The sequence below is a fragment of the Frondihabitans sp. OV104 genome (genome assembly GCF_057787745.1).
This window is the reverse complement of the sequence record NZ_CM173541.1, coordinates 1,783,612-1,807,171: the sequence shown is the minus strand read 5'-3', so window position 1 is coordinate 1,807,171 and position 23,560 is coordinate 1,783,612. Positions and strand designations below refer to the sequence as shown.

Annotated in this window: 21 protein-coding genes; 15 read left to right on the top strand and 6 right to left on the bottom strand. The window is 71.1% G+C overall.

Going from position 1 to position 23,560, the window contains the following annotated elements:
• The first annotated feature begins 82 nt into the window (after positions 1-82).
• A complete protein-coding gene (locus AC3CBB_RS08530) occupies positions 83-673 on the top strand; it encodes a dihydrofolate reductase family protein (protein WP_488626687.1) in 591 nt (196 codons plus the stop codon).
• Here AC3CBB_RS08530 and AC3CBB_RS08525 read toward each other — a convergent pair.
• Together AC3CBB_RS08525 and AC3CBB_RS08520 are read right to left on the bottom strand one after the other, a co-directional pair.
• A complete protein-coding gene (locus AC3CBB_RS08525) occupies positions 670-1,632 on the bottom strand; it encodes an NAD-dependent epimerase/dehydratase family protein (protein ID WP_488626686.1) in 963 nt (320 codons plus the stop codon). The two genes, AC3CBB_RS08530 and AC3CBB_RS08525, sit on opposite strands and share 4 nt — an antisense overlap.
• The gene (locus tag AC3CBB_RS08520) at positions 1,629-2,069 is read right to left on the bottom strand and encodes a MerR family transcriptional regulator (RefSeq protein WP_488626685.1); all 441 of its coding nucleotides are present in this window, start codon (positions 2,067-2,069) and stop codon (positions 1,629-1,631) included. The genes AC3CBB_RS08525 and AC3CBB_RS08520 overlap by 4 nt, the downstream gene beginning before the upstream one ends.
• A 299-nt stretch (positions 2,070-2,368) precedes the next feature.
• On the opposite strand from AC3CBB_RS08520, the gene AC3CBB_RS08515 reads away from it, so the two are divergent.
• The 7 genes from AC3CBB_RS08515 (at position 2,369) to AC3CBB_RS08485 (ending at position 8,924) form a co-directional block, all read left to right on the top strand.
• Positions 2,369-2,995 (top strand): GntR family transcriptional regulator, encoded by a 627-nt coding sequence (locus AC3CBB_RS08515; protein WP_488626684.1) that lies wholly within the window; start codon positions 2,369-2,371, stop codon positions 2,993-2,995.
• 191 nt (positions 2,996-3,186) lie between these two features.
• Positions 3,187-4,635, top strand: coding sequence for an MFS transporter (locus AC3CBB_RS08510; RefSeq protein WP_233580063.1), 1,449 nt, complete (start codon positions 3,187-3,189; stop codon positions 4,633-4,635).
• A gap of 69 nt (positions 4,636-4,704) precedes the next feature.
• Complete coding sequence (locus AC3CBB_RS08505) at positions 4,705-5,610, top strand: ABC transporter substrate-binding protein (protein ID WP_488626683.1); 906 nt, start codon at positions 4,705-4,707, stop codon at positions 5,608-5,610.
• Complete coding sequence (locus tag AC3CBB_RS08500) at positions 5,607-6,614, top strand: ornithine cyclodeaminase family protein (protein WP_488626682.1); 1,008 nt, start codon at positions 5,607-5,609, stop codon at positions 6,612-6,614. Before AC3CBB_RS08505 ends, AC3CBB_RS08500 begins: the two co-directional genes overlap by 4 nt.
• Complete coding sequence (locus tag AC3CBB_RS08495; RefSeq protein WP_488626681.1) at positions 6,611-7,327, top strand: aspartate/glutamate racemase family protein; 717 nt, start codon at positions 6,611-6,613, stop codon at positions 7,325-7,327. The genes AC3CBB_RS08500 and AC3CBB_RS08495 overlap by 4 nt, the downstream gene beginning before the upstream one ends.
• A 120-nt stretch (positions 7,328-7,447) precedes the next feature.
• Positions 7,448-8,254, top strand: coding sequence for a sugar phosphate isomerase/epimerase family protein (locus AC3CBB_RS08490; protein ID WP_488626680.1), 807 nt, complete (start codon positions 7,448-7,450; stop codon positions 8,252-8,254).
• Positions 8,255-8,450: 196 nt separating this feature from the next.
• Positions 8,451-8,924, top strand: coding sequence for a riboflavin kinase (locus tag AC3CBB_RS08485; RefSeq protein ID WP_123507134.1), 474 nt, complete (start codon positions 8,451-8,453; stop codon positions 8,922-8,924).
• 127 nt (positions 8,925-9,051) lie between these two features.
• Here the strand turns inward: AC3CBB_RS08485 and AC3CBB_RS08480 are convergent, their stop codons facing one another.
• On the bottom strand, positions 9,052-9,786 hold the full coding sequence (locus AC3CBB_RS08480; RefSeq protein WP_488626679.1) for a ThuA domain-containing protein: 735 nt from the start codon (positions 9,784-9,786) through the stop codon (positions 9,052-9,054).
• On the bottom strand, positions 9,783-10,928 hold the full coding sequence (locus tag AC3CBB_RS08475; protein WP_488626678.1) for a Gfo/Idh/MocA family protein: 1,146 nt from the start codon (positions 10,926-10,928) through the stop codon (positions 9,783-9,785). The genes AC3CBB_RS08480 and AC3CBB_RS08475 overlap by 4 nt, the downstream gene beginning before the upstream one ends.
• A gap of 184 nt (positions 10,929-11,112) precedes the next feature.
• On the opposite strand from AC3CBB_RS08475, the gene AC3CBB_RS08470 reads away from it, so the two are divergent.
• A complete protein-coding gene (locus tag AC3CBB_RS08470; RefSeq protein ID WP_488625113.1) occupies positions 11,113-11,790 on the top strand; it encodes a hypothetical protein in 678 nt (225 codons plus the stop codon).
• Positions 11,791-12,047: 257 nt separating this feature from the next.
• A complete protein-coding gene (locus AC3CBB_RS08465; protein WP_488626677.1) occupies positions 12,048-12,872 on the top strand; it encodes a helix-turn-helix domain-containing protein in 825 nt (274 codons plus the stop codon).
• Positions 12,873-13,003: 131 nt separating this feature from the next.
• Here the strand turns inward: AC3CBB_RS08465 and AC3CBB_RS08460 are convergent, their stop codons facing one another.
• Positions 13,004-13,681 carry an SDR family oxidoreductase gene (locus tag AC3CBB_RS08460; RefSeq protein ID WP_123505117.1) on the bottom strand — a complete coding sequence of 226 codons (678 nt, stop codon included), beginning with the start codon at positions 13,679-13,681 and terminating at the stop codon, positions 13,004-13,006.
• A gap of 244 nt (positions 13,682-13,925) precedes the next feature.
• Between AC3CBB_RS08460 and AC3CBB_RS08455 the strand changes: the two genes are divergently transcribed.
• Genes AC3CBB_RS08455 through AC3CBB_RS08435 form a run of 5 tightly spaced genes read left to right on the top strand, consistent with a single transcriptional unit; the run spans position 13,926 to position 22,651 of the window.
• A complete protein-coding gene (locus AC3CBB_RS08455; RefSeq protein ID WP_123505116.1) occupies positions 13,926-15,248 on the top strand; it encodes an ABC transporter substrate-binding protein in 1,323 nt (440 codons plus the stop codon).
• Positions 15,248-16,252: a carbohydrate ABC transporter permease gene (locus AC3CBB_RS08450; RefSeq protein WP_488626676.1), complete on the top strand. Its 1,005-nt coding sequence runs from the start codon at positions 15,248-15,250 to the stop codon at positions 16,250-16,252. The genes AC3CBB_RS08455 and AC3CBB_RS08450 overlap by 1 nt, the downstream gene beginning before the upstream one ends.
• Positions 16,249-17,112 (top strand): carbohydrate ABC transporter permease, encoded by an 864-nt coding sequence (locus AC3CBB_RS08445; protein WP_488626675.1) that lies wholly within the window; start codon positions 16,249-16,251, stop codon positions 17,110-17,112. The genes AC3CBB_RS08450 and AC3CBB_RS08445 overlap by 4 nt, the downstream gene beginning before the upstream one ends.
• Positions 17,109-21,608, top strand: a complete 4,500-nt coding sequence (locus AC3CBB_RS08440; protein ID WP_488626674.1) for an alpha-galactosidase — start codon at positions 17,109-17,111, stop codon at positions 21,606-21,608. Before AC3CBB_RS08445 ends, AC3CBB_RS08440 begins: the two co-directional genes overlap by 4 nt.
• A 29-nt stretch (positions 21,609-21,637) precedes the next feature.
• Positions 21,638-22,651: a LacI family DNA-binding transcriptional regulator gene (locus AC3CBB_RS08435; protein WP_488626673.1), complete on the top strand. Its 1,014-nt coding sequence runs from the start codon at positions 21,638-21,640 to the stop codon at positions 22,649-22,651.
• Between the two features lie 150 nt (positions 22,652-22,801).
• Here AC3CBB_RS08435 and AC3CBB_RS08430 read toward each other — a convergent pair whose 3' ends face one another.
• Positions 22,802-23,557, bottom strand: a complete 756-nt coding sequence (locus AC3CBB_RS08430; protein WP_488626672.1) for a YqjF family protein — start codon at positions 23,555-23,557, stop codon at positions 22,802-22,804.
• Between the last annotated feature and the right edge of the window lie 3 nt (positions 23,558-23,560).

Sequence of the window (23,560 nt, the reverse complement as noted above, 5' to 3'; positions counted from 1 at the left end):
GAGTATCGATGACTTCCGCGACAGTAGCGGCAAATCGTCGGATTCGCACGGAAGAGCCGGTGCACGGCGTAGCCTCGCGCGCATGAGCCCCCTCGTCGTGCAGACCTTCCTCACCCTCGATGGCGTCGCGCAGGGGCCGGGCGGCCCGGACGAGGACACCGAGGGCGGCTTCAGCCATGGCGGCTGGCAGGACGACGCCGACCTGGGAGACGTCGTCACCGACTGGGAGGCCAAGACAGCGGCCCTGCTGCTCGGGCGCAAGACGTACGACATCTGGGCGGGCGCGTGGGGCGTCTGGCCTGAGGACGCCCCCGGGTTCATGGGCGAGTTCACGCGCCGCTACAACCGCGTGCCGAAGTACGTCGCTTCGACGACCCTCACCGAGCTGGGCTGGACCAACTCTCACCTTCTCGGCGCCGACCTGCCCGCCGAGGTGCGCCGGGTCCGCGACGAGACCGACGGAGAGCTGCGTGTGTGGGGCAGCACCCGCCTCATCCGCACCCTGGCCGAGCACGACCTGGTCGACGAGTACCGCCTCGTGACCTACCCCGTCGTGCTGGGCACCGGCAAGCGGCTCTTCTCCGACGGCTTCCCCGTCACCAGGCTGGCCCAGGGCGAGGTGCGCGTGCTGCCCTCGGGCGTGACCGTGACGAGCTACACCCGCCGGCCCTAGCCGACGAGTCCGAGCTCGACCAGGCTCTCGACGGTCTCGACCAGAGTCGCCTCGACGGGCCGCGGGTGGAAGCCCAGCTCGGCCTTGGCGCGCTCGTTGTGGATCACGAGCGGCGGGAGGTCGTCGCCCGGGGCCTCCTCGGTCGGCGCCTTCTCGGCGAGCACCGGGAAGTGCTCGCGGAGCACGGTCGCAACCTCGAGGAACGTCGTCGTCGGGCCGTCGGCCAGGGCGAGGTAGCGGCGGCCCGCAGCGGCCGCGGTCGTCATCGCGGCGATGTGCAGCTGCGACACGTCGCGCACGTCGGCGATCCCGAACAGCTGACGGGGCGTCACGGGCATGTGTCCGCCGATCATCGCCGTGAACACCTGGAGCGACGAGCGGGCGGTGCGGGTGAGGGTGGGTCCGGCGATCCAGGTGGGGTTGACGGTGACCAGCTCAGTTCCTGCACCTTCTGCCTCGATGAAGTCCCAGGCCGCACGCTCGGCCACCGCCTTCGACAGCGGGTACGCCGGGAGCCCGGGGGTCGAGGGGTCGGTCCAGTCGTCTTCGGTGTAGTCGCGGACGCGCTTGGGCGAGTAGCCGACAGCGGCGAACGACGACGTCAGGACGACCCGGGGCACGCCGGCGTCGCGGGCGGCGCGGAGCACCCGCAGGCTGCCGTCGCGCGCTGGGATCACGACCTCGTCGGGCTCGGTCGCGAGGATCATCGGCGAGGCGACGTGGTAGACGCCGTCCATGCCGGTGGCGGCCGCGGCCCAGCCGTCGTCTTCGGTGAGCGTCGCGGTCACGACCTCCAGCCCCGAGTCGTCGGCCCCGCCGCGGCGCACGGCCTCGCGCAGCTCGGGTCCGCTGTCGAGCGAGCGGACCGTGGTGCGGACCTCGACCCCCGCGAGCAGCAGGTCGGCGACGAGCCGGCTGCCGAGGTAGCCCGAGCCGCCGGTCACCAGGACCCGCGTCATCGGAGCGCCCCTTCGAGCTGCGGCAGGATCGCGTCGACGCGGGTCTTGGCCTCGGCCTCGAGCGCGACGTCGCCCTTGTCGCGGGCATCCCACAGGGCCGCCTTCGCGCTCAGGTACTCGAGGTGGATATGCAGGGTCGCGATCTCGCCCTCGATCCGCGTGGCGTGCTTCGTCAAGATGTCGCGCTGCTCGCCGGCCGCGGCATTTCCGAGGGCTCGGTTGGCCTGGTACGTGCGCATCTCGTCGATGCCCATGCCCATGGCGCGCAGGCAGGCGAGAATCTGCAGGTCGTCGACGTCGGTCTCTCGGTAGCGGCGGTGCCCGCTGCGGTCGTCGCGGAGGATCGGGCCGACGAGCCCGACCTCCTCGTAGTAGCGCAGGGTCGGCTCGCTGAGCCTGGTCCGGCGCGATGCGTCCTGAATGGTCATCGTGGTCATGTCGTCACAGAACCACACCTCAAGCGCTTGAGGTCAACTGCTCCGGCCGGGATGATGAGAAGTCGCTCGTTGTCCCGGCCAGCGAGCTGGGCGACAACGAGCGACTCCTCACCGGACCCGACCGCGAACGTGACTGCCGCCGACGCACTACGACCCCGACTCGTTCACGCCGGAGCGGGCCGGACGCGCCCTGCGGGCCGGGGTGGCGGCTCTCGTGAACGAGCTCAACGGCACGGTCGTCTGGGTCGACTGAGGCGGCCGCCAGGAGTTCCTGCGCACCGACCGATACGATCGGCCTCGTGGAGTCCAAGCCCGCGTCCGTCCTCCGAGCCCTTCGTGCCGAGATCATCGCCGGCACGCTGCCCCGGGGCACGCGCCTGAAGGAAGACCAGCTCGCGGAGCGCTTCGGCGTCTCGCGGGTGCCGGTGCGCGAGGCCCTGCGCCAGCTGGAAACAGAGGGCTTCGTCGTCGCCGAGAAGTTCAAGGGCGTCAGCGTCGCCGACTCGTCGCCGGAGGCCGTCGTGGAGCTGATGCAGATCCGCCGCGGTCTCGAGGTGCTCGCGGCTCAGCTCGCCGCCGGGCGTCGCGGCGGCGAGAGCGCCGACCTGCTGCGCGCAGTGGTGAACGAGGAGCGCTCCGACCAGGAGGTCGAGGTGCAGTCGCCGCGGTTCACCTTCCACCGGCTCGTGGCGACTGCGTCCGGCAACGCCCGGCTCGATCAGATGATCGAGCGCCTCGTGCACCAGACATCGTGGGCATTCGAGCGGGTGACGCAGGACGAGGTGGCGTCCAGCGGCGGCGACCATGCGGCCGTCGCCAACGCGATCCTGCGCGGCTCAGTGGTTCAGGCCGGGCTCCTGATGGAGGAGCACCTGCGGCGCGACGAGGCGATCTTCGCTGCCCTCGAGCCTGCATTTCGCGACTGAACGTATACGAAAGGTAGATTTTTTGGGCGTGTCGGGCGCTTAGATCGTTGAATTGTCGGGCCAGCCAGGCGCCCGTAATCAAGCGTTTCTTCCCCGAAACCAGCCGGAAACACGTTTTCGTATACAAAAGAGTGTCCGCACGGTGCAGAATGAATCTGGCGCCGCCACCTCTTTTCCCGCTGGAGTCTCGAATGACTGCTGTAACCCGCTCCACAGCTTCCACCGGCACCACGACCCCTCCCACGAAGTCCGCCACCGGCAACGGCGTCGCCTCCGCCCTCGACTCGATCGGCTTCACCCGCGCCCAGTTCTGGGTGCTCATGCTGATCCTCGCTGGCGAGTTCTTCGACACGCTCGAGCAGAACTCGGTCGGCGCCATGGCCACCAACATCAAGGCGTCGCTCCAGATCGGCGACGTGCAGCTGACCACGATCAACACCGCCACCGTGCTGGGCGGCCTCGTCGGCCGCCTCCTCGCCGGCTTCCTCGCCGACCGGTACGGCCGCCGCTTCTCGCTCGGCCTCAACCTCCTCATCTACACGCTCGGCGGCCTGCTGTCGGCGATCTCGTTCAACTACGACATGCTCCTCGTCAGCCGCTTCATCGTCGGCATCGGCGTCGGCGGCGAGTTCATGATCGGCATCGCGATGCTCTCCGAGATGGTCGCGACCCGCTTCCGGGGCGGGCTCATCGCCACGATCAACGTGGGCGCCGGAGGCATCGGCAACTTCATCTCGTACGGCCTCTTCCTGCTGCTCCTCGGCCCCCTGGCCATCCCGCTGGGTGGCGACGACCACGTGTGGCGCTGGACCTTCGTGATCCTCGCCCTCCCGGCCCTGCTGGTCGTGCTCTACCGCCGCCGTCTGCCCGAGACCCCGCGCTGGCTGCTCTCCAAGGGCCGCATCGACGAGGCGAACCGCTCGCTGGCCATCCTCGCCTCGAACTCGCTCCGCCCCTCGGCCGACGTCAAGCCGCCCCTCACGCTGACCGCCGCCGACCTGCCCCCGGTCGCGCTGCACTCGTCGCCGGCCGCGGTCTTCCACCCGCTCGTGCTCCGACGCACCATCTCGATCGGCATCGCCTCGTGGATGGCCTTCGGCTCGCAGGTCACGCTGAACTTCCTCATGCCGACCCTGCTCGTCGAGCGCGGCTACACCGTCTCGCAGAGCCTCCTGTACACGATGATCATGAACGTGGGCTCGCTCCTCGGCTGCACCGCGGCCGCGCTGCTCGCCAACCGCGTCGGCCGCCGACCCCTGGTCACGACGGCCGGGATCCTCGGCTGCCTCACCGCCCTCGCCTTCGCCGGCTTCGGCAACGCGACCGGCGCGATCCTGGTGCTCGGCGCCCTGTTCCAGTTCTTCACCATGGTGACCAACACCACGCTCGCCGCCTGGACCGCCGAGGTCTACCCGACCGCGATCCGCGCCTCCGGCGCCTCGATCGTCAACGGCATCGGCAACATCGCCGGAGCGGTCATGCCGTTCCTCGCGATCGCCCTCTACGGCCACTTCGCCTTCGCCGGCGTCTTCGGCCTCGCCGCAGTCATGTACGCCATCCTCGTCATCGCCTCGCGCTTCGCCCCGGAGTCCCGCGGCCGCTCGCTCGAAGACGTCAACGAGAACGTGCTCGCTTCCTGACCACCCGGCGGGGCCGGTGACCACCGGCCCCGCCTCCGCCCCACCGCAACCGATTCCCTGGAGGAACACATGGACACCCTGAAGATCACCGCGACCGCCAACGGCCTCAACTACCTGCCCGAGTACGTCGCGGCGCAGGGCGGCATCTTCGCCGCGAACGACCTCCAGGTCACCGCCGTGGCCCGCGACCCGTGGACGGGCGTCCTCGACGACATCGAGTCGGGCGCGGCCGACGTGGCCCTCGGAGGACTCTGGGTCCCGGCCATGTACGCCGGCATGGACCGCAGTTTGTCGGTCGTGGGCCAGCTCAACCACAAGTTCCCGATGACGATCGTGTCGCGCACCGAGACCGCTCCGATCAGCCTCGGCCAGCTCGCCGGCAAGGTCGTCCTGGCACCCGGGGCCGGCGGCAGCGCCCCCTACGAGTTCACCGCGGGCCTGATCCGCGAGGCCGGCTTCGACGTCTCGGCCACCCGCTTCGTCCGCGACCTCTCGACCGCCATGCTGATCGAGCTCTACAAGGGCGGCCTCGGCGACGCGATCATCCTCGACCTGGTCTCGGCCAAGGAGGTCGTCGCCGACGGCTTCGGCACCATCGTCTTCCAGCACCTCGAGGCCGGCGGCATCATGCCGAACAGCGTCTACTACTGCCTCTCCGAGCGCGTCGACGAGCTCGGCGACCGCCTCGGCCGCTTCATGGACGGCATCGCGACCGCCATGGAGAAGATCACCTCGAAGCAAGCCGACGCCGAGATCGACGCGGTCCTGGCCGCCCGCTGGCCCGACAAGGACCACACGCTGCTCCGCTCCGCCGCGACCGAGATGGCCGAGGGCGGCGTCTGGGACTCCGCCGTCATCGACCGCGACGCGTCGGACCGCTGGATGCGCATCCTCGACGAGGGCGGCCTGCTCGCGCACGTGCCCACCCTCGAGGAGCTCCAGGGCGCCGCGGCTCCGGTCGGCGCCGCCTCGTGACGGTCGTCCTCGGTGCGAGCGAGATCGGCTCGCTGATCACCTCGGTCGACGCCGTCGACGCCGTCGAGGCCATCCACCGCGACCTCGGCTCGGGTGCCATGACGCAGCTCGCGCCGGGCGCCCTGACCGGGGCCGACGAGGCCGTCTTCCTTCCGATGGCCTCGCGCTCCGACCGCCTCGGCCTCGTCGCCGTGAAGCTGATGGCCGACATCCCCGCCAACGCCGAGCGCGGCCTGCCGACGCAGCGCTCGACCATCGTCGTGTCGTCGGCGGTCACGGGGGAGTGCGTCGCGATCCTCGACGGCGCCTCCATCACCCGCGTCCGCACGGCCGCGACCTCGGTCGTCGCCACGAGGCACCTGGCCGCACCCGGGGGCCGCACCCTGGGCCTCATCGGCGCGGGCAACCTCGCGATCGAGCACGCCAGGGCGTTTGCCGAGACCATGCCCTTCGAGCGCATCGTCGTCTGGTCGCGGTCGCGGTCCACGGTCGACGCCTTCCTGGAGGGCGTCCGCTTCGACCTCCCCGGCGGCTGCGTCATCGCGTCGAGCCCCCGCGAGGTCGTCGAGCAGGCCGACGTGCTCTGCACGCTGACCCCGTCGATCGACCCCGTCGTCCTGGGCGCCTGGCTGCACGAGGGCCAGCACGTCAACGCGGTCGGCGCCCGGCCCCGTCCGACGCACCGCGAGCTCGACGGCGAGGCCATGGCCCGCGGCACGGTGATCGTCGACAGCCGTGCCACCGCCTTCTCGAAGTCCGGCGACCTGCTCGAGGCGATCGCCGAGGGGGCGCTGTCGGCCGACACGCGATTCAGCGAGCTGGGCGAGGTCATCGCAGGAACTGCGGCCGGCCGCACCGCACCCGACGACATCACGGTCTTCGACTCCGTCGGGCTCGCCGCCCAGGACCTCGCCGTCGCCGCCCGAGTGATCGACCTCGCCGCCGAGCGCGGAGTCGGCCAGGCCGTCGCCCTCGCCCGCGTTCCGGGGGCGGTGCCCGCATGATCCGCATCGCCGTCGTCAACTGCAACACCACCGAGTCGATGACCGAGACGGCCGCCGCGCGCGCCCGCCTGGCGGTCGGGCCCGGCGTCGAGATCGTCGCGGTCACCCCGAGCTGGGGAGTCGCGTCGGCCGAGGGCTGGTACGACAGCTTCATCAGCGCGGCCGCCGTGCTGCAGGCGCTCGAGACGCTGCCCGCCGACATCGACGGCGTGGTCATGGCCGGCTTCGGCGAGCACGGCCGGGAGGGTGCGCGCGAGCTGCTGTCCATACCCGTGGTCGACATCACCGAGGCCGCCGCGCATCTGGCCATGCCGCTCGGCCGCCGTTTCGGCGTCGTCACGACCGTGCGGCGTGCCGTCGGGCAGATCGAGGACAGCCTGACGAACGCCGGCCTCATCGCCAAGTGCGCAGCCATCGAAGACACGGGGCTCGGCGTGCTCGAGCTCGAGGAGGACGCCTTCGCCACAGCCGAGGCGTTCGTCGAGGCCGGTCAGCGCGCTATCGCCAAGGGCGCCGAGGTCATCTGCCTCGGCTGCGCGGGCATGGCCGGTCTCGAGGAGCACGTCCGCGACCGTCTGCCGGTCCCGGTCATCGACGGGGTCGCCGCCGCGGCCGCCATGGTCGAGACCCTCGTTCGGCAGGGACTGACGACGAGCAAGATCGAGTCGTTCGCCGCGCCGCTCGCCAAGGCGAGGAGCTGGCCCGGGGTCTGAGGCCGATCGAGGTTCCAGCGCCGCTCGAGGTTCTAGGCTGAGCGAGTTGGCTCGTGCACAGCAGCCGTGACTAGGCTGATCGAGAAACCTACCACCGTTCGGCAACTCAAAGGACCCTCAATGACGACCCCTTCCGTCCAGCTGTACACCCTGCGCGACGCCGTCGCTGCCGACCTCGACTCGGCACTGGCGCGGGTCCGCGAGATCGGCTTCGAGCTCGTCGAGCCGTACTCCTTCCCCGAGCGCGTCGCCGACTACGAGCGCGCGTTCGCCGCGACCGGCCTCGCCGCGCCGTCCGGCCACGCTCCGGTCATCGACGTCGACGACCCTTCCGTGGTCTTCGACGCCGCGGCCCGCCTCGGCATCGAGACGGTGATCGACCCGTTCATCCCGACCGACCGCTGGCAGACCGCCGACGACGTGGCCCGCCTCTCGGCGCGCGTCAACGAGCTCGCCGAGGCCGCCAAGTCGTTCGGCCTGCGCTTCGGCTACCACAACCACCAGTGGGAGTTCACGAACAAGGTCGACGGCCAGACCGTCTACGAGCTCTTCGTCTCGCAGCTCTCCGACGCGGTCGTCCTCGAGCTCGACACGTTCTGGGCGACCGTCGGCGGCGCCGACACCCCGGCCGTGCTGAAGGCCCTCGGCGACCGAGTCGTCGCCATCCACGTGAAAGACGGCAAGATCTCGGGCGACATCCGCGACGCGCTGCCCAGCAGCGAGTCGGCTCTCGTCGTTCCCGAGGCGCTGAAGGCCGCCTTCGAGAACCAGACGCCCGCCGGCCAGGGCGACGTCGACGTCGCAGGCATCCTCGCGGCGGCCCCGCAGGCCCTCCGCGTCGTCGAGTTCGACGGCTACAGCGGAGACGTCTTCGAGGGAATCGCCTCGTCGCTCGCCTGGCTGAAGCAGAACGACTCCGCCGTCTAGGCGCCCTCAGCCTCTTCATCGGCAACGTGACGCCGCGACTGCCCCGGAACGCCGGGGGAATCGCGGCGTCGTCGTAGGCGCAATGAACTCGTAACACTGCGTACGAATAGGCGCAATACGCCGCGCGTTGACTAGCGTCAGGAGAACGACGCCGGGGTCGTTCGAACAGACAGCTATTCGACTGACAGGACGCGTAATGGGAGCACTGCCCGCGAACACCGCAACCGCCTTCCTCGGCGAGCCCCTCGTCGACTCCCCGGAGGCGGCGCGGCTCGCTCTGTACCCGACGGTCACCGGTCGGGTCGTGCACGGCGAGATGCGCGGCCGCGAGCTCGGGTTCCCGACCGCGAACCTCGACCCGAAGGCCGAGGGCGTGACGCCCGCCGACGGCGTCTACGCCGCCTGGGTCGTCATCGACGGCCGCGTCTTCGGAGGCGCCGTCTCGGTCGGCAACAACCCGACGTTCGAAGGCGTCCCCGAGCGGCAGATCGAGGCGCACATCCTCGACGCCTCGCTCGACCTGTACGACCGTGAGATCTCGGTGCACTTCGTGAGGCGCGTCCGCGGCAACGTCCGCTTCGAGGGGCTCGACGCGCTCGTCGCGCAGATCGCCGCCGACGTCGCCAACATCCGGGGCATCCTCGCCGAGCGCCACCTCCAGGCCCTCTAGCCCCCCTGTCCCTCCTCCCCTCTCTCCCTCCCCAGCCCCCCCCCAGAGCCCGGTGAGGAGTCGCTGGTTGTCGGTGACCCCGCCCGCCCCGAGCAACGAGCGACTCCTCACCGGGCTCGCCGGGCGACTACCCGTTCAGGAACCAGTCGCGCGGGTGCTGATCGGCCGTCAGGTCGCGGCGCGGCGCGGTCGGCGCGGCCCATTCGGCAGCGTTGGCCAGCACCCGGCGGATGTCGGGGTGGTGGTAGACGGGGTACTCCTGATCGCCGGGCGAGAAGTAGAACACCTTCCCGAGACCGCGGCGATACGCGACGCCCGAGCGGAAGACCTCGCCGCCGTCGAACGTCGACAGGAACACCTCCTCGTCGGGCCGGGGGATGTCGAACTGCTCGCCGTACATCTCCTGGCGGTCGATGACGATCGGGTGCGGCACGCCCTGGGCGATGGGGTGGTCGGGCGCGATCGTCCAGACGAGCTCGCGCTCGCCGTCGTTGCGCCACTTGAGCGAGCAGGTCGTGCCCATCAGCCGGGTGAACGGCTTCGAGTAGTGCCCGGAGTGCAGCACCACGAGCCCCATGCCGGCGTGCACGTGGCGCACCACGCGGTCGACGACCTCGTCCGAGACCTGGTCGTGCGCGATGTGCCCCCACCAGAACAGCACGTCGGTGGCGGCGAGGCGCTCCTCGGTGAGGCCGTGCTCGGGCTCCTGCAGGGTCGCCGTCGTGACGTCGGCGTCGGCGCCGAGCAGCTCGCGGAGCCCGTCGGCGACGACCGCGTGGATGCCGTCGGGGTAGTTGCCGAGCACCACCTCGTCGCCGCGTGTCTCGTGGACGTACTCGTTCCACACCACGATCCGGGTCATCGGGCCACCACCTCGGTGCTCTCGACCGGCACTTCGCGACCGGCGGCCGCCGACTCGTACACGGCGTCGACCACCCGCGAGCGGTGCAGCGCGTACTCGCCGTGGTGGCCGGCGTACCGGGGAGCCGCGCCGTCCGCACCCTCGCGGATGGTCGCCAGGAACTCCTCGATCACGCTCTGGTGGTGGCCCGCAGGAACGTGCACGTCGGGCCGCGACACCGTCGGAGCGCCCGCGACGTCCCAGTACAGCGTCACCGTCCCGTCGGTGCTGTAGTCGTCGACGTGCAGCCGCACGCCTCCCTCCGCGCCGAGCAGCTCGACCTCGATGTCTTCGTGGGCCTTCGAGTACGACGCCCACGACGCCTGCAGCTGCAGGCTCGATCCGTCGGCGAAGCGGAGCAGCGCGTTCGCGAAGTCCTCGACGTCGAACGCGTGTCCTCCGCGCGCCGAGACGGGCCCGCCGCGCGTGCTGCCGCCCCGGCCGGCGCGGCCGAGCTCGTTGTAGGCCACGGCCGAGACCGCGGTGACCGTCGGCTCGCCCATCAGGTAGAGCGCGATGTCGAGCACGTGCGACCCGAGGTCGATCAGGGGCCCGCCGCCTGCCGCGGCCTTGCTGGTGAACCACGAGTCGATGCCGGGCACCCCCGACCGCCGCAGCCAGCTGGCCCGCGCGTGGTAGACGCGTCCGATGGGGTTCTCGTCGAGCTCGCGGCGCAGGAACTGCACGTCGGCGCGCCTCCGGTGGTTGTACGCCACCTCCAGCACGCGGTCGGCCGCCCGGGCCGCCGCCACCATCTCGGCGGCGAGGTCGCCCGTCGTGGCCAGCGGCTTCTCGCAGAAGACGTGCTTGCCCGATTCGAGCGCGGCCATGGCGATCGGGTGGTGGAGGTCGTTGGGCACGCCGATCGACACGATGTCGAGGTCGTCGCGCGCCACGAGGTCCTGCCAGTCGGCGTACGTCGCCTCCACGCCGCGGGTCTCGGCGAGCTCGGCCAGGCGGCCGGCCTCCTGCCCGGCGAGGGCGACTACGCGCGCTCCCGGCAGGGCCGTATAGGCGTCGAGGTGGGTGGTGCCCGCGAAGCCGAGCCCCACCACCCCCACTCGGAGCTCCGTCGTGTCGGTCGGGGTGGGCAGCGTCGTCATATCGTCCTCGATTCGGTGTGGCTGTCCGTCAACCCTGCCACGTCGAGGGCCGATGGTCACGAACGGGTAACGGAGGGCACCCGGACCAAACCCTCCCGGGGAGGGTCGCGAATACATGACATCGGGCAAACGCCCAACGAACACCGATCGAGTGTTCACCCCTCATCCATCAAAGGATAAGCAAATGCGTAAGTTCTCCAAAGCAACCGTGGCTCTCAGTGCCGCCGGCCTCCTGATCCTCGGAGGCGTCGGAGCCGGCGCCGCCGCCAACGCGGCCCCCTCCATCCACACCGTCTCGTCGTCGTCGACGAAGATCCCCGCCCCCGTCGCGGCAGTCCCCGAGGTCTTCGGCGGCAACACCTCCGTCGCCCTCGACAGCGACTTCCTCGCCGCCCTGAAGTCTCTCGGACTCACCCCCTCCACCGAGGGCTCCGCCAAGCTCAGCGGCTCCGACATCTCCTTCCCGATCACCGGCGGCTCCGTCGTCTACTGGTCGCCCGACGGCAACTACCGCCCCTACGTCCAGGGCATCCTCGAGCACGACGGATCCGGCCTGAACCTCAAGGCCGGCTCGACCACCGTCACACTCGAGAACTTCACCATCAACCCCGGCAACTCCAAGCTCTACGGCGACGTCCTCGTCAACGGCAAGGTCGCCGTCACCCAGGCCAACATCTTCAGCCTCTGGGGCGGAACCCTCAAGCCCCTCTCGGTCGACGGCAACGTCGGCACCCTCACCGGCACCACCGTCCACATCTCCACCGACGCCGCCAAGCTCCTGAACTCCACGTTCAAGACCGACGCCGTCAAGCCCGGACTCCTCGTCGGCACCGCCACCATCGCCGCCCAGATCGCCGAGTAGCACCCACCATCACTGAAGAGCCCGCCGCCATCGCGGCGGGCTCTTCCGTGTCTCCGACTGCGCCGCGCCCGAGGGTCGACGGCGGGAGGAAGTCTTCACCGGGCTCGCCCGGGGGAGATCAGTCCGGGGATTGGATGCTCCGGACGACCCGATGGGGCCCGTCACGTCGAGAGGCGCGGCGGGCTTCGGTGCGTCCGCCGCCGTACTGGTAGCGGCGCACCCACCCGGAGTCGGGCGCGATCGGCCTACCGTGGAGCATGACCGAAGAGCCGAACCCCCTCGGCGAGTTCCTGCGTGCGCGTCGCGAGCTCGTCACCCCCGAGCAGGCGGGACTCCCCGTCGTCGGCACCCGCCGGGTCGCGGGGCTGCGCCGCGAGGAGGTCGCGATGCTGTCGGGCATCAGCGCGGAGTACTACCTGCGGCTGGAGCAGGGCCGCTACCGAAACCCGTCGCTGCAGGTGCTGGAGTCGATCGCTCGCGTGCTCCTCCTCGACGACGAGAGCTCCGCGTACCTGCTCGCGCTCGGCGCCGAGAAGCCGCGCGTCGCCCGCCGTCGGCCCCAGCGCGAGACGGTGCCCCCGGGTGTCCGGCGGCTGCTCGCGCAGCTCCCGCAGCCCGCGTTCGTCGAGGGACGCTACCTCGACGTGCTCGCCGCGAACCCGATGGCCACGGCGCTGTCGCCTCGCCTGGCCTCAGGGCGCAACCGGCTGCTCGACGTCTTTCTCGACGCCGACGAGCGCGCGCTGTTCGTCGACTGGGAGCCCGCCACCGAGCAGCTGATCGGGCACTTCCGGCAGGCGGCAGGCATGGACACCGACGACCCGAGGTTCGTCGAGCTGGTCGGGACGCTCTCGATCGCGAGCCCGCGCTTCCGGCGGCTCTGGGATCGTCACGACGTCGGCGGGCGGCGGGGTGCGATCCTGCGCCTCGACCATCCCCAGGTCGGCGAGCTCGAGCTCGGCCGCGAGAAGCTGGTCGTCGGCGAGGCCCCGAACCTCACGGTCGCGATCTACCACGCCGAGCCCGGCAGCGAGTCGGCCGAGAAGCTCGCGCTGCTGCAGGCTGTCGCCGTCGCCCCCTGAGCCGCCGACCCCTGAGCCGCGGCCGGTGCCAAGCGCGCACCGCCCGCTGCTCGCGAGATGGCCGTGGCCGTCGGGTCGCGTTGCCGCCCCCGACGCCCACGGCCACCTCGGCGGCGGCATCCGCCGTCGGGTCAGGCGCTGGCGATGCCCAGGACCCGGTGGCCGACGGCGATCTGCTCGCCCGACGTCGACGAGAGCGGCGACGCGAGGAAGGCGATCAGGTCGGCGATCTGCTGCGGGCTCGACTGGCCGGCTCCCGCGCGCGAGACCTCGGCTCGGGGCTCGTCGGCCACGACGCCCGGGTTGACCGTGTTGACGGTGATGCCCGAGCCGGCGAGCTCGTCGGCGAGGTTCTTCGCGACGATGTTCAGCCCCGCGTTGCGGATCGACGCCGTGATGTTGCCGGTGAAGTACGCGTTCTGCCCCGAGACGCCGATGATCCGGCCGAAGCCGCGCTGCCGGAGGTGGGGGATCACCTCGTTCGCGGTGCGCAGGAAGGTCATCGCCTTGCCGTCGAACGCGCTGAGCACCTGCTCCGGGTCGGAGAGCCGCTCCGCGTCGAGCGTCGACGCGCTCGGGGCGGCCGTCACGATCAGGCCGTCGAGGTGGCCGTGCTGGGCCACGGCGGCGTCGACCCCCGCTTTCACGGACGCAGGATCAGCACCGTCGATCGCGATGCCGTCGACGGCGTGGCGCGACGCCGAGATGGCGATGGCCCCCTCGGCGCGGAGCCGGTCGACGATGGCGGAGCCGATGTAGCCGGCGCCGCCGAGAACGAGGTAGACGCGGTCGGAGATCTGAAGGTCCATGGCTCGACGCTACCCCCGGGGCCCGTCGTCACGATTTTGATAACGTTTTCAGGGGCACCCCTTGCGCCGCCCGAGTTCTCTGATAACGTTTTCAAAAATCGACGGACCGGCACCCTCCGCCCCACCTGACGAAGCCGTCGGGCACTGCGGCCGGCGGCTCCGTCGACCCCGTCTCGCTGCCCACCCGGCGGCGATCTCGGCGACCCCGCACCACTAACCCCTCGCTACGAACTCAGGACACTCAATGAAGAAATCGTCCCTCGCGACCGGCCTGGCGCTGGTCGCCTCGGCCGCCCTCCTCCTCACGGGCTGCGCTTCCGGCGGCAGCCTCTCGGGCTCGGGCGGCGACGACTCGGGCAAGGTCGTCTGGAACGACCCGGGCAAAGACCTCTCCGGCGTGACGCTCACCTACGGCGGCGGCGTGGCCGGCGGGCCCATCGACCAGGTCATCAAGGCCTTCGAGAAGAAGACGAACGTGAAGTTCAAGAAGGTCGCCTACCCCGACCCCTACGAGCAGAGCCTGCTGACGAAGGTCGCGACCGGCGACAAGCCCGACCTCGCCAGCTGGCAGCCGACGACGAGCGAGCTGACGGCCCTGCAGGCGCCGACCAACCTGCTCAGTCTCGACGGGGCGCCGTGGCTCGAGAAGATCGACCCGTCGGTCCGCGACATCACCGGCTTCGTCGGCAAGACCCGCTACGCCGCGCTCGTCACCTCGCCGAGCGTCATGGGCATGTACTACAACAAGCAGGTCTTCGAGGACGCCGGCATCACCGACGAGCCCACCACCTGGGACGAGATGCTCGCCGACGCCAAGAAGATCAAGGCGGACGGCGGCACCGCCTTCTACGAGGCCGGCGCTACTCAGTGGCCGACCCAGTGGTGGCCGCAGGCCCAGCTCGGGTCGAAGGCCCCGACCTTCTGGAAGGACGTCAACGAGAACAAGCAGCAGTTCACCTCGCCGACGATGCTCACCGCGATCCAGAACTACAAAGACCTGATCGACCAGGGCTACTTCAACTCCGACATCAAGACGGGCACCTTCGAGAAGCAGGCGACCTCGCTCCTGTCGGGCAAGGTCGGAATGGTGCTGCAGGTGAACTCGTACCTCAACCAGATCCAGACCACTGCGTCGACGTCCGAGATCGACAAGAAGCTCGGCTGGTTCCCGATCTCGGGGGACGGCGCCATCGGCACCAACATCCCCGACAACAGCAACGCGGTCGTGGCCTTCAAGACCGGCGACGCGAAGCGCGAGGCGGCCAGCCGTCAGTTCCTGAACTTCTGGATGACCACCGACTACGCCTCGTTCATCAAGGCCGCCGGCACCCCGTCGATCGAGACGGGCGTCGACAGCCCCGCCGGAGTGCCGAAGATCGCCGACACCATCGCGGCGTCGCTCGGCACGTCGGTCGGCTCCATGCAGTCGCTCGCCATCGCCAACCCCGACCTCTACATCAACCTCGCCAACATGATCCAGGGCACGCAGACCCCGGAGCAGGTCGCCGAGACCACGCAGAAGCAGTTCGCCCAGCTGGCGAAGGCCCAGGGCGCGAAGGGATTCTGATGACATCCGCCACCGAAGCGCCGAACTCCGACGTGCTCCGTCGAGACGCCGGCCCTGCCGAGAGGCCGGGCCGGGCTCCCGGAGGGCCGTCGAAGACCGAACGGCACAACACGAAGAAGCTCCGCTCGCTCGCGCGGGCTCAGGCGAGGTCGTACCCGGCCTGGTTCCTGATCCCGGCGTTCGCGATCCTCGCGGTCTTCTTCTTCGTGCCGACGATCCTCAACTTCGTCTACGCGTTCACCAACTGGTCGGCCTTCCACCCGGGCGTCGCGTTCATCGGCTGGGACAACTTCGTCTCGCTGTTCAGCGACGGCCAGGTGCTGGTGTCCCTGCGGACGACGCTGATCTACGCGCTTCTGGTGGCGGTGTTCCAGAACCTCTTCGGGTTCGTCCTCGCGCTCTTCCTGGAGAAGGACACGCGGCTCAACCGCACGGCCCGCGTGTTCTTCTTCATCCCCGTCCTGATGTCGTCGCTCGCGGTCGGCTACATCTTCCAGGCGATCCTGCAGCCCGACGGCGCCCTCAACGGCTTCCTCGGCCTGTTCGCCGGCCACTCGGTCTCGATCCCCTGGCTCGGCTCGACGACCTGGACCATCGTGGTCGTCGCCCTCGTCCAGTCGTGGAAGTTCATGGGCTTGAGCATGCTGATCTACCTGGCCGGCTTCAAGACGATGTCGGAGGACGTCCTGGAGGCGGCGAAGATCGACGGCGCCTCCTGGCTCCGCACGCTCCGCAGCATCAGGTTTCCGCTGCTCGCCCCGGCCCTCACCTTCAACGTCGCCACGGCGCTGCTCGGCTCCATGAACGGCTTCGACGTCGTCCAGGGCACCACGAAGGGCGGGCCCGCCCAGACCACCGAGGTGCTCAACATCTTCATCTACCGCACGTTCGGCCAGGGCCTCTACGCCCAGGCGACGACCATGAGCCTCATCCTGTTCCTCGTGGTGATCATCATCGCGTTCCCCGTCATCAAGTTCCTGCGCAAGAGGGAGGAAGTCCTGTGACCGCCATCGGAAGAACCGCTCCCGTCCGGACGTCGCGCCGCCACGCCCGCGACTACGTCCGGCCCATCGGGGTCGTCATCGTCACGCTCGTCGTGGTCGGCATCCCGATGTGGATGGTGCTCGTCAACTCGTTCAAGACCACGGGGGAGTCGCAGTCGCCGAACCTGGCCCTGCCGAAGGTCTGGAACATCGCCGAGAACTACGCCCAGGTCTTCACGCAGGGCGACATCGTCGGCGGCTTCCTCGGCAGCCTCCTGGTCACGGTGCCGAGCGTCGTCGGCGTGCTCGTCGTCGGCTCGGCCGCGTCGTGGGTGCTCGCCCGCCGTACCACCCGCGTCATGTCGTTCCTCTACTCGGTCGGCATCTCGGGCATCGTGCTCCCGCCCGCCGTGATCACGATCGTGCTCACGCTCAAGAACCTCGGCCTCGCCGGTACCGTCCTGGGCATGGTCGGCGTCTACATGGGCATGTTCATGGCGACGGTCATCTTCTTCGTGACCGGATTCGTCCGCAGCATCCCGGTCGAGCTGGAAGAGGCCGCCCGCATCGACGGCGCCCGCCCGACCCAGGTCTACCTGCGGATCATCCTGCCGCTGCTCGGCCCGGTCATCGCGACCGCGACGATCCTCGTCACCCTCAGCGTCTGGAACGAGGTCTTCTACGCGTTCTTCGTGCTCGGCGGCGGCTCGACCTCGACCCTCCCGCTCAACCTGTTCCAGGTCGCGTCGCAGACGCAATACACCCAGAACTGGAACCTCATCTTCGCGTACGTGGTGATCATGAGCCTTCCGATGCTCATCGTCTTCATCGTTGCCCAGCGCCGGATCGTCTCCGGCATCACCGCAGGAGCAGTCAAGTGACCCTCGCCCCCGAGCGCACGTCGGGCCGCCTCGACAGCGTGACCATCGAGTTCGGCAACGACGACCTCGAGATCGTCCTGAGGCAGGATCCGGGCGAAGCCCTGCGCGTCCTCCGCCTGGGGCGCCGCGGGTCCGCCGCCGATGCGCCGTCCGGCCAGCCTGCCGTCGAGGTCGTCACCGTCGACTCGGGGCACGCTCCGTCGACGTCGCGGCTGACGCTGGGCGACGTGAGTGCGCGGCTGCGCTACGCCTCCCACGTCGAGGAGGTCGACGAGCGGGGGTGGCGGTCGCTGGTGGTGACCCTCGAGGAGGACGGCCTCGCCGGCGGGCTGTCGGCGTTCCTGCGCCTCTCGCTCCCGTCGACGGGCCTCGCCATCCGCTCGACCGTGCGACTGGAGAATGCCGCGGGCGCAGGAACTCGGGTCGTGCGCTCGGTCGCGAGCCTCGCGCTCCGGATCGGGCTCGGCGACGCCGCGGTCTCGAGCCCCGACGGCCTCCTTCTCGCCAGCGCCGCCAGCGACTGGATCGGCGAGGCGCGCTGGTCGCGGAAGCCGCTCCGCGAGGCGGGTCTCGCCGACCTCCGTCTCGCCGAGCACCGGACCGGCAGCCGCGGCGCGATCGTCGCCGCCTCCGAGGGCACCTGGTCGACCTCGCGGGCACTGCCCACCGGCGTGCTCGAGGCCGTGTCGGGCGGAGCACTTGCCTGGCAGATCGAGCACAACGGCGGCTGGCGCTGGGACATCGGCGAAGACGAGCAGGGCACCTCGCTCGCCCTCTCGGGCCCCACCGACGCCGACCACCAGTGGCTGGGCGTGCTCGCGGCCGGCGAGTCGCTCGAGACCGTCCCCGCGACCGTGGCCGCCGGCGACGACCTCGAGGGCGCCATCGCGGCCCTCACCGACTTCCGGCGTGCGGCCCGGCGCCCGCACCCCGACGACGCGGCGCTCGGCGTGGTCTTCAACGACTACATGAACACGCTCATGGGCGACCCGACGACCGAGAAGCTGCTGCCGCTCATCGACGCGGCCGCCGAGACCGGCGTCGAGTACTTCGTGATCGACTGCGGCTGGTACGACGACGACTCGGGCTGGTGGTACTCGGTGGGCGACTGGCAGCCGTCGACCGTGCGGTTCCCCGGCGGTCTCGACCGCGTCATCGCGCACATCCGCGACCGCGGCATGATCCCGGGACTCTGGTTGGAGCCCGAGGTCGTGGGCGTCACGAGCCGAGCCGCCGACTCGCTGCCGGCCGACGCCTTCCTGCAGCGGCACGGGGTGCGCATCGTCGAGCACGGCCGCTACCACCTGGACTTCCGGCACCCGGCCGTCGTCGCCCACCTCGACGAGGCCGTCGACAGGCTGGTGACCGAGTTCGGCGTCGGCTACTTCAAGCTCGACTACAACATCAACCCGGGCGCCGGCACCGACGTGGCCGCCACGAGTCCCGGGGCGGCCCTGCTCGACCACAACAGGGCGCACCTCGCGTGGCTCGAGTCGGTGCTCGATCGCCACCCCGGGCTCGTGCTCGAGAACTGCGGGTCGGGCGCCATGCGCATGGACCAGGCGATGCTCCAGCGCCTGCAGCTGCAGTCCACGAGCGACCAGCAGGAGCCCGAGACGTACCCGCCCATCGCGGCGGCGGCTCCGCTCATGATGCTCCCGGAGCAGGCCGCCAACTGGGCCTACCCGCAGCCGGGCATGGGCGACGAGGAGCTGGCCTTCACCCTCTGCACCGCCCTTCTCGGGCGCTTCTACCTCTCGGGCCACGTCGACACGATGTCGATCGCGCAGACCACCCTCGTCGCCGAGGCCGTTGCCGCGCACAAGCGCATCCGCGCCGATCTCGCGGTCGGGCACGCGTCGTGGCCGCTCGGCATCGACCAGTGGGACGCCCCCTGGGTCGCACTCGCCATCGGCTCCGCCGACGCGCGCTACCTGACGCTCTGGCGCCGCGCGGGCTCCGTCGCGACGATCGAGGTGCCGCTGCCCGACCTCCGCGGTCGCGAGCTGTTCGTCGACACGGTCTTCCCCGCGCGACTCGACCCGTGGCAGACCGAGTGGGACGCCGCCGCAGGGATCCTGCGCGTGCGCGCCACCGGCGGCGAGGTCGCCGCGCGCACCTTCCGGCTGACGACCGAGCGGCCCGCTGTCACCGTCGTCGTCGACGCGACCCAGACAGGCAGCGACGTCCACGGCGGAGCGGCCGGCATGCTCTACGGCCTCGGCGAGCCCGGCGTGCCGTCGCGCGCGCTCGTCGAGGGAGTGAAGCCGCGCACCATGGCTCAGAAGGCGCCGGGCGGAGCCCAGCACCCCGGCGGCGACGCGGCGGTGCTCGCCGACGGCTACTTCGCCGCCGGCGGCGAGGAGATGGTCGTCTACCTCCAGGACGCCCTCCGCGAGTGGCCGTACGAGCAGCTCGGCATCGACGCCTACGCCGACCTCGTGCGCGACCTCGTCGGCCGGGTGGCCGATCGCCGCCGCTTCACCTGGGTGCCCTTCAACGAGGGCGACTGGATCTGGTACTCCGACTGGTCGGAGGCGGGCCGCGCCCGGTTCCTCGCCGACTGGGCGACCGTCTACCGCGCGATCCGCGAGGTCGATCCCGGCGCACGCATCGCCGGCCCCAACGAGTCGCAGTACTTCCCGGCGCGCGTGACGGACTTCCTGGAGTTCGCCCGCGACGAGGGCGTCCTGCCCGACGTGATGAGCTGGCACGAGCTCTCGCCGTCGTCGCTCGAGCGCTACCCGGCGCACTTCGCCCACTACCGCGCCCTGGAGCGCCGGCTCGGCGTCGGCCCGCTGCCGATCAACATCGACGAGTACGGCAACAAGCGCGACATGTCGAACCCCGGCCAGCTGATCCAGTGGCTGGCGCTGTTCGAGGGCACCGGGGTCGACGCCGACCTGGCCTACTGGACCATGGCGGGCAACCTCGACGACCACGCGGTCGGCACCAACCAGGCCAACGGCGGCTGGTGGCTCCTGCACTGGTACGCCTCGCTCCGAGGCCGCACCGTCGGCGTGACCCTCCCGCACGCCGGCGTCCGCGACAGCGTGAGCGCGCTCGCCGCAGTCGACGCCGACTCGCTCGTGCTCCGCGTGATCGTGGGCGGCACGGCAGACGAGGTCGACCTCGAGCTGCGAGGCGTCGACTGGGCGGGGGAGTCCGCGCGCGTCACCGTCTCGCGCACGACGTGGACGGGCTACGAAGGCGACGCAGGAACTCCTCCGATCATCCTCTCCGCCGAGACGCCGGTGACCTCGGGTCGGGCCTCCGTGCGCCTGCCGGGTGGCGACCCGCAGGCCGCGTACCTCGTCGTCCTGACCCCCGCAGGCCCCGGCGCCGACCCCGATCCCGCGCCGTGGTCGACCGCCGTCGGCGTCGAGTCGGCGCGCATCGTCCAGGCGCCCCTGCGTCGCCACGGCGACGACCCGCAGGAGTACACGGGAGCCGGCCGCTATGCCGTGGCGGGCCTCCCGCACGCGGCGAGCTCGGTCGAGTTTGACGTCGCCGTGCCGGAGGCGGGCGAGTACCTGCTGGGGCTCGTCTACGGCACCGACGCGCGCCCCGGCCTGGTCGAGCTGCTCGTCGACGGCGTCTCGCTCGGCGGCATCGAGCTGCCGGCGACGCTGTCGCGGTTCTACTTCGGCCGGGCCGACGTGCCGGTCGAGCTCGCCGAGGGGTCGCACCGGGTCATGGCCCGCCGTCGCGCCGACGACGAGTCGGGAGCCGGCGATGTGGCGATCGACGGCCTGCGGCTCGCCCGCGCGACGACGGGCGGCACGCAGCGCCACGGGGCGCTCGACGCCTGGCTCGACGAGGGGGCGGAGCTGGTGCACGAGCGCGAGGGCGCCCTCACCGGGCCGGTCGCGGTTCGGGTGGGGCCGAGTTCCTGCGCCCGGTTCTTCGTGGCGGTCGCGCACCGGGGTGCGCACTGGATCTCGGTGGCGACGAGCGCAGGAACTCCCCGCCTCGCCGTCGACGGCAGGTTCGTGCCGCTGGACTCCCACGGCTCGGCCACCGTGGCCCTGCCCCTCGGGCTCTCCGTCGTGACGGTCGGCGCCGCCGATGCCGCCGTGGTGGAGCACGTCGACGTCACGGCGTCGTCGACCCCGCCCGTCGCCGTCTGGGATCTCGGTGCGGGCGCCGAGCACTCCCTGCCGCTCGACGCCTCCGTCTCGCCGGCGGGCGGGGGTCGTGCAGGCGAATACCTGCTCACGATCGAGTTCGCGAACGCCGACCGCGCGACCGGTCACCTCTACAACGCCGACGTGATCACGCGGTTCCTCGAGCTGAGCGCCGGCGACGCCGTGCAGAGGGTGCCGTTCCGGTTCACGTCGTCGTGGGAGAGCCCCCGCGAGATCAGCGTGCCCGTCACCATCGGCGTCGGCGTGACCGAGCTGCGACTCGGCGCCGTCGACGGCGCACCCGGTCCGCGGCTCGTCCGGGCGACCCTCGACGCGTTCACCACCGGGGTCGCGGTCGTCGGATCGTGACGGAGGTCAGCCAGTACAGTGGGCACACCATGTCGCGTGCCACTGCAAAGCCGGCCAGCATCGCCGACGTCGCCCGTGTCGCCGGCGTCTCCGTGCCGACCGTCTCGCGCGTGCTGACCGGCGCGGCGAAGGTGTCGCCCGACAAGCGCGACCGGGTGCTGCTCGCCATCGACGAGCTCGGCTACCGGCCGAACGGCGCCGCGCGCGCCCTCGTCAGCGGCAAGCAGCGGATCATCGCCGTCATGACCAGCGAGACGGCCATCTTCGGCTACTCCGCGACGATCCAGGGGATCGAGACCGCCGCTCGCGCCGAGGGGTACTTCGTCGTGATCTCCGTCGTCGAGAACCCCACGGAAGACGAGGCGCAGAGGGCCGTCGAGCTCGTGCTCGGCCAGCCGCTCGCCGGCATCATCGTGCTCAAGTTCGACCCGGTCGGCGTGCGGGTGCTCGAGGCGCTGCCGCCCGACATCCCGCGGGTCGCGGTGTCGGGAGAAGTGTCTGACGAGGTCTCCCAGGCCTCCATCGAGGAGGTCGCCGCCGGCGAGGAGATCGTGCGGTACCTGCTGTCGCTCGGGCATCCGACCGTGCACCACGTCACCGTGCCGGCCTCGCGCGACGAAGACCACCGCACGACCGGCTGGCGCAACGCGCTCGTGGAGGCCGGGGCCGAGGTACCCGAGATCATTCCGGCGACGTGGGACGCCTCCTCGGGCGTCTGCATCGGCCGCCGCCTCGCCGCCGACGACTCGGTCACCGCGATCTTCTGCGGCAACGACGAGATCGCCATGGGCGTCATCACGGGGCTCAGCGACGCCGGCAGGAACGTGCCCGCAGACGTCAGCGTCGTCGGGTTCGACGATCACCCCCTGGCGCGGATCTGGCGGCCGGGAATCACCACGATCGCCCAGGACTTCCCGGGGCTCGGGCGCCGGGCGTTCGAGCTGCTCCAGGCGCAGCTCGACGGCGATGCCGCGGTCGCGCGGTCGACGTCGCGGCCGCCGCTCGTCGTGCGCGAGAGCGCCGGGCCGCCGCGCGTCCGCTGACGCGCCGCCCGGACGCCGCCGTCGAACCCGCCGGATCGGCACACGCCCGCCGTCGCGACGGCGGGTCTGCGCCGATCCGGCGGGTTCGAGGCAGACCCCGCGAAGCGGCACCCGTGCCGGCGGCAAAGGACCCGCAGCCGCGGCGGGTGCCTACACCGCGCGCCGCGCCGGCAGTGCGAACCGCGTCGACACGCCCCGTGAGTACAGCACCGAGTCGGGCGGCCGCGCCGCGACGCCGGCGAACCCCGTGGCGGCGAGCAGCTCGTCGTCGAGCTCGACGAGGTCGGCCGCCGTCAGGCTCCACGACGCGTGGTGGTTCGGCCAGAACCGGGTGCGGCCGCCGCGCGCGACGTGCATTCCCCAGCGGGCGGTGAGGAAGTCGGCGAGGGGGTCGTCGACGACGGCGCCGGGCCGCGGGCGCACGACGACGCGGGTGCGGGGGCGGGGCACGGGGCCGTCGGCGGCGGGCCAGTTCCTGCGGCTGGAGTAGGCGATGAGCCCGCCGCCGCGCACGATCGACATGTCGGCCCAGGTGTACGGCAGTCCGAGCCCGACGCGGGCCGTGACGACGGGGAGGAGCTTCGACGCCTCGAGGGTGCGGAAGACGACGCTGCGGCGTCCGTCGGGGCCGACGCCGTAGAGCCGCACGTTGGTCTCGGCGAAGCGGCCGAGCCACGGCACCGGCGGAAACGGCCCGAATGCGGAACGCGACAGCTCGAAGGGGATGAGGCCGACCCAGCTGGACCCGTCGAAGACGTCCGGCTCGACGCCGGGTGGCAGGTGCGGCGCCACCAGGGCGGGGTCGACGCGCCAGTGCAGAAAAGCGAGGTCGCCCCAGTGCTGCGAGATGACGGCGCGACCGGGCAGCGCCGGGGCGAGACGGCTGAGGGGTTCGGGGGCGGGCACCGG

Coding starts and splice junctions, on each gene's coding strand:
- AC3CBB_RS08510 (WP_233580063.1), top strand. CDS start 3,187: ATGACTGCTGTAACCCGCTCCACAGCTTCCACCGGCACCACGACCCCT.
- AC3CBB_RS08505 (WP_488626683.1), top strand. CDS start 4,705: ATGGACACCCTGAAGATCACCGCGACCGCCAACGGCCTCAACTACCTG.
- AC3CBB_RS08435 (WP_488626673.1), top strand. CDS start 21,638: ATGTCGCGTGCCACTGCAAAGCCGGCCAGCATCGCCGACGTCGCCCGT.
- AC3CBB_RS08455 (WP_123505116.1), top strand. CDS start 13,926: ATGAAGAAATCGTCCCTCGCGACCGGCCTGGCGCTGGTCGCCTCGGCC.
- AC3CBB_RS08520 (WP_488626685.1), bottom strand. CDS start 2,069: ATGACCACGATGACCATTCAGGACGCATCGCGCCGGACCAGGCTCAGC.
- AC3CBB_RS08490 (WP_488626680.1), top strand. CDS start 7,448: ATGACGACCCCTTCCGTCCAGCTGTACACCCTGCGCGACGCCGTCGCT.
- AC3CBB_RS08470 (WP_488625113.1), top strand. CDS start 11,113: ATGCGTAAGTTCTCCAAAGCAACCGTGGCTCTCAGTGCCGCCGGCCTC.
- AC3CBB_RS08530 (WP_488626687.1), top strand. CDS start 83: ATGAGCCCCCTCGTCGTGCAGACCTTCCTCACCCTCGATGGCGTCGCG.
- AC3CBB_RS08495 (WP_488626681.1), top strand. CDS start 6,611: ATGATCCGCATCGCCGTCGTCAACTGCAACACCACCGAGTCGATGACC.
- AC3CBB_RS08465 (WP_488626677.1), top strand. CDS start 12,048: ATGACCGAAGAGCCGAACCCCCTCGGCGAGTTCCTGCGTGCGCGTCGC.
- AC3CBB_RS08525 (WP_488626686.1), bottom strand. CDS start 1,632: ATGACGCGGGTCCTGGTGACCGGCGGCTCGGGCTACCTCGGCAGCCGG.
- AC3CBB_RS08460 (WP_123505117.1), bottom strand. CDS start 13,681: ATGGACCTTCAGATCTCCGACCGCGTCTACCTCGTTCTCGGCGGCGCC.
- AC3CBB_RS08480 (WP_488626679.1), bottom strand. CDS start 9,786: ATGACCCGGATCGTGGTGTGGAACGAGTACGTCCACGAGACACGCGGC.
- AC3CBB_RS08475 (WP_488626678.1), bottom strand. CDS start 10,928: ATGACGACGCTGCCCACCCCGACCGACACGACGGAGCTCCGAGTGGGG.
- AC3CBB_RS08485 (WP_123507134.1), top strand. CDS start 8,451: ATGGGAGCACTGCCCGCGAACACCGCAACCGCCTTCCTCGGCGAGCCC.
- AC3CBB_RS08450 (WP_488626676.1), top strand. CDS start 15,248: ATGACATCCGCCACCGAAGCGCCGAACTCCGACGTGCTCCGTCGAGAC.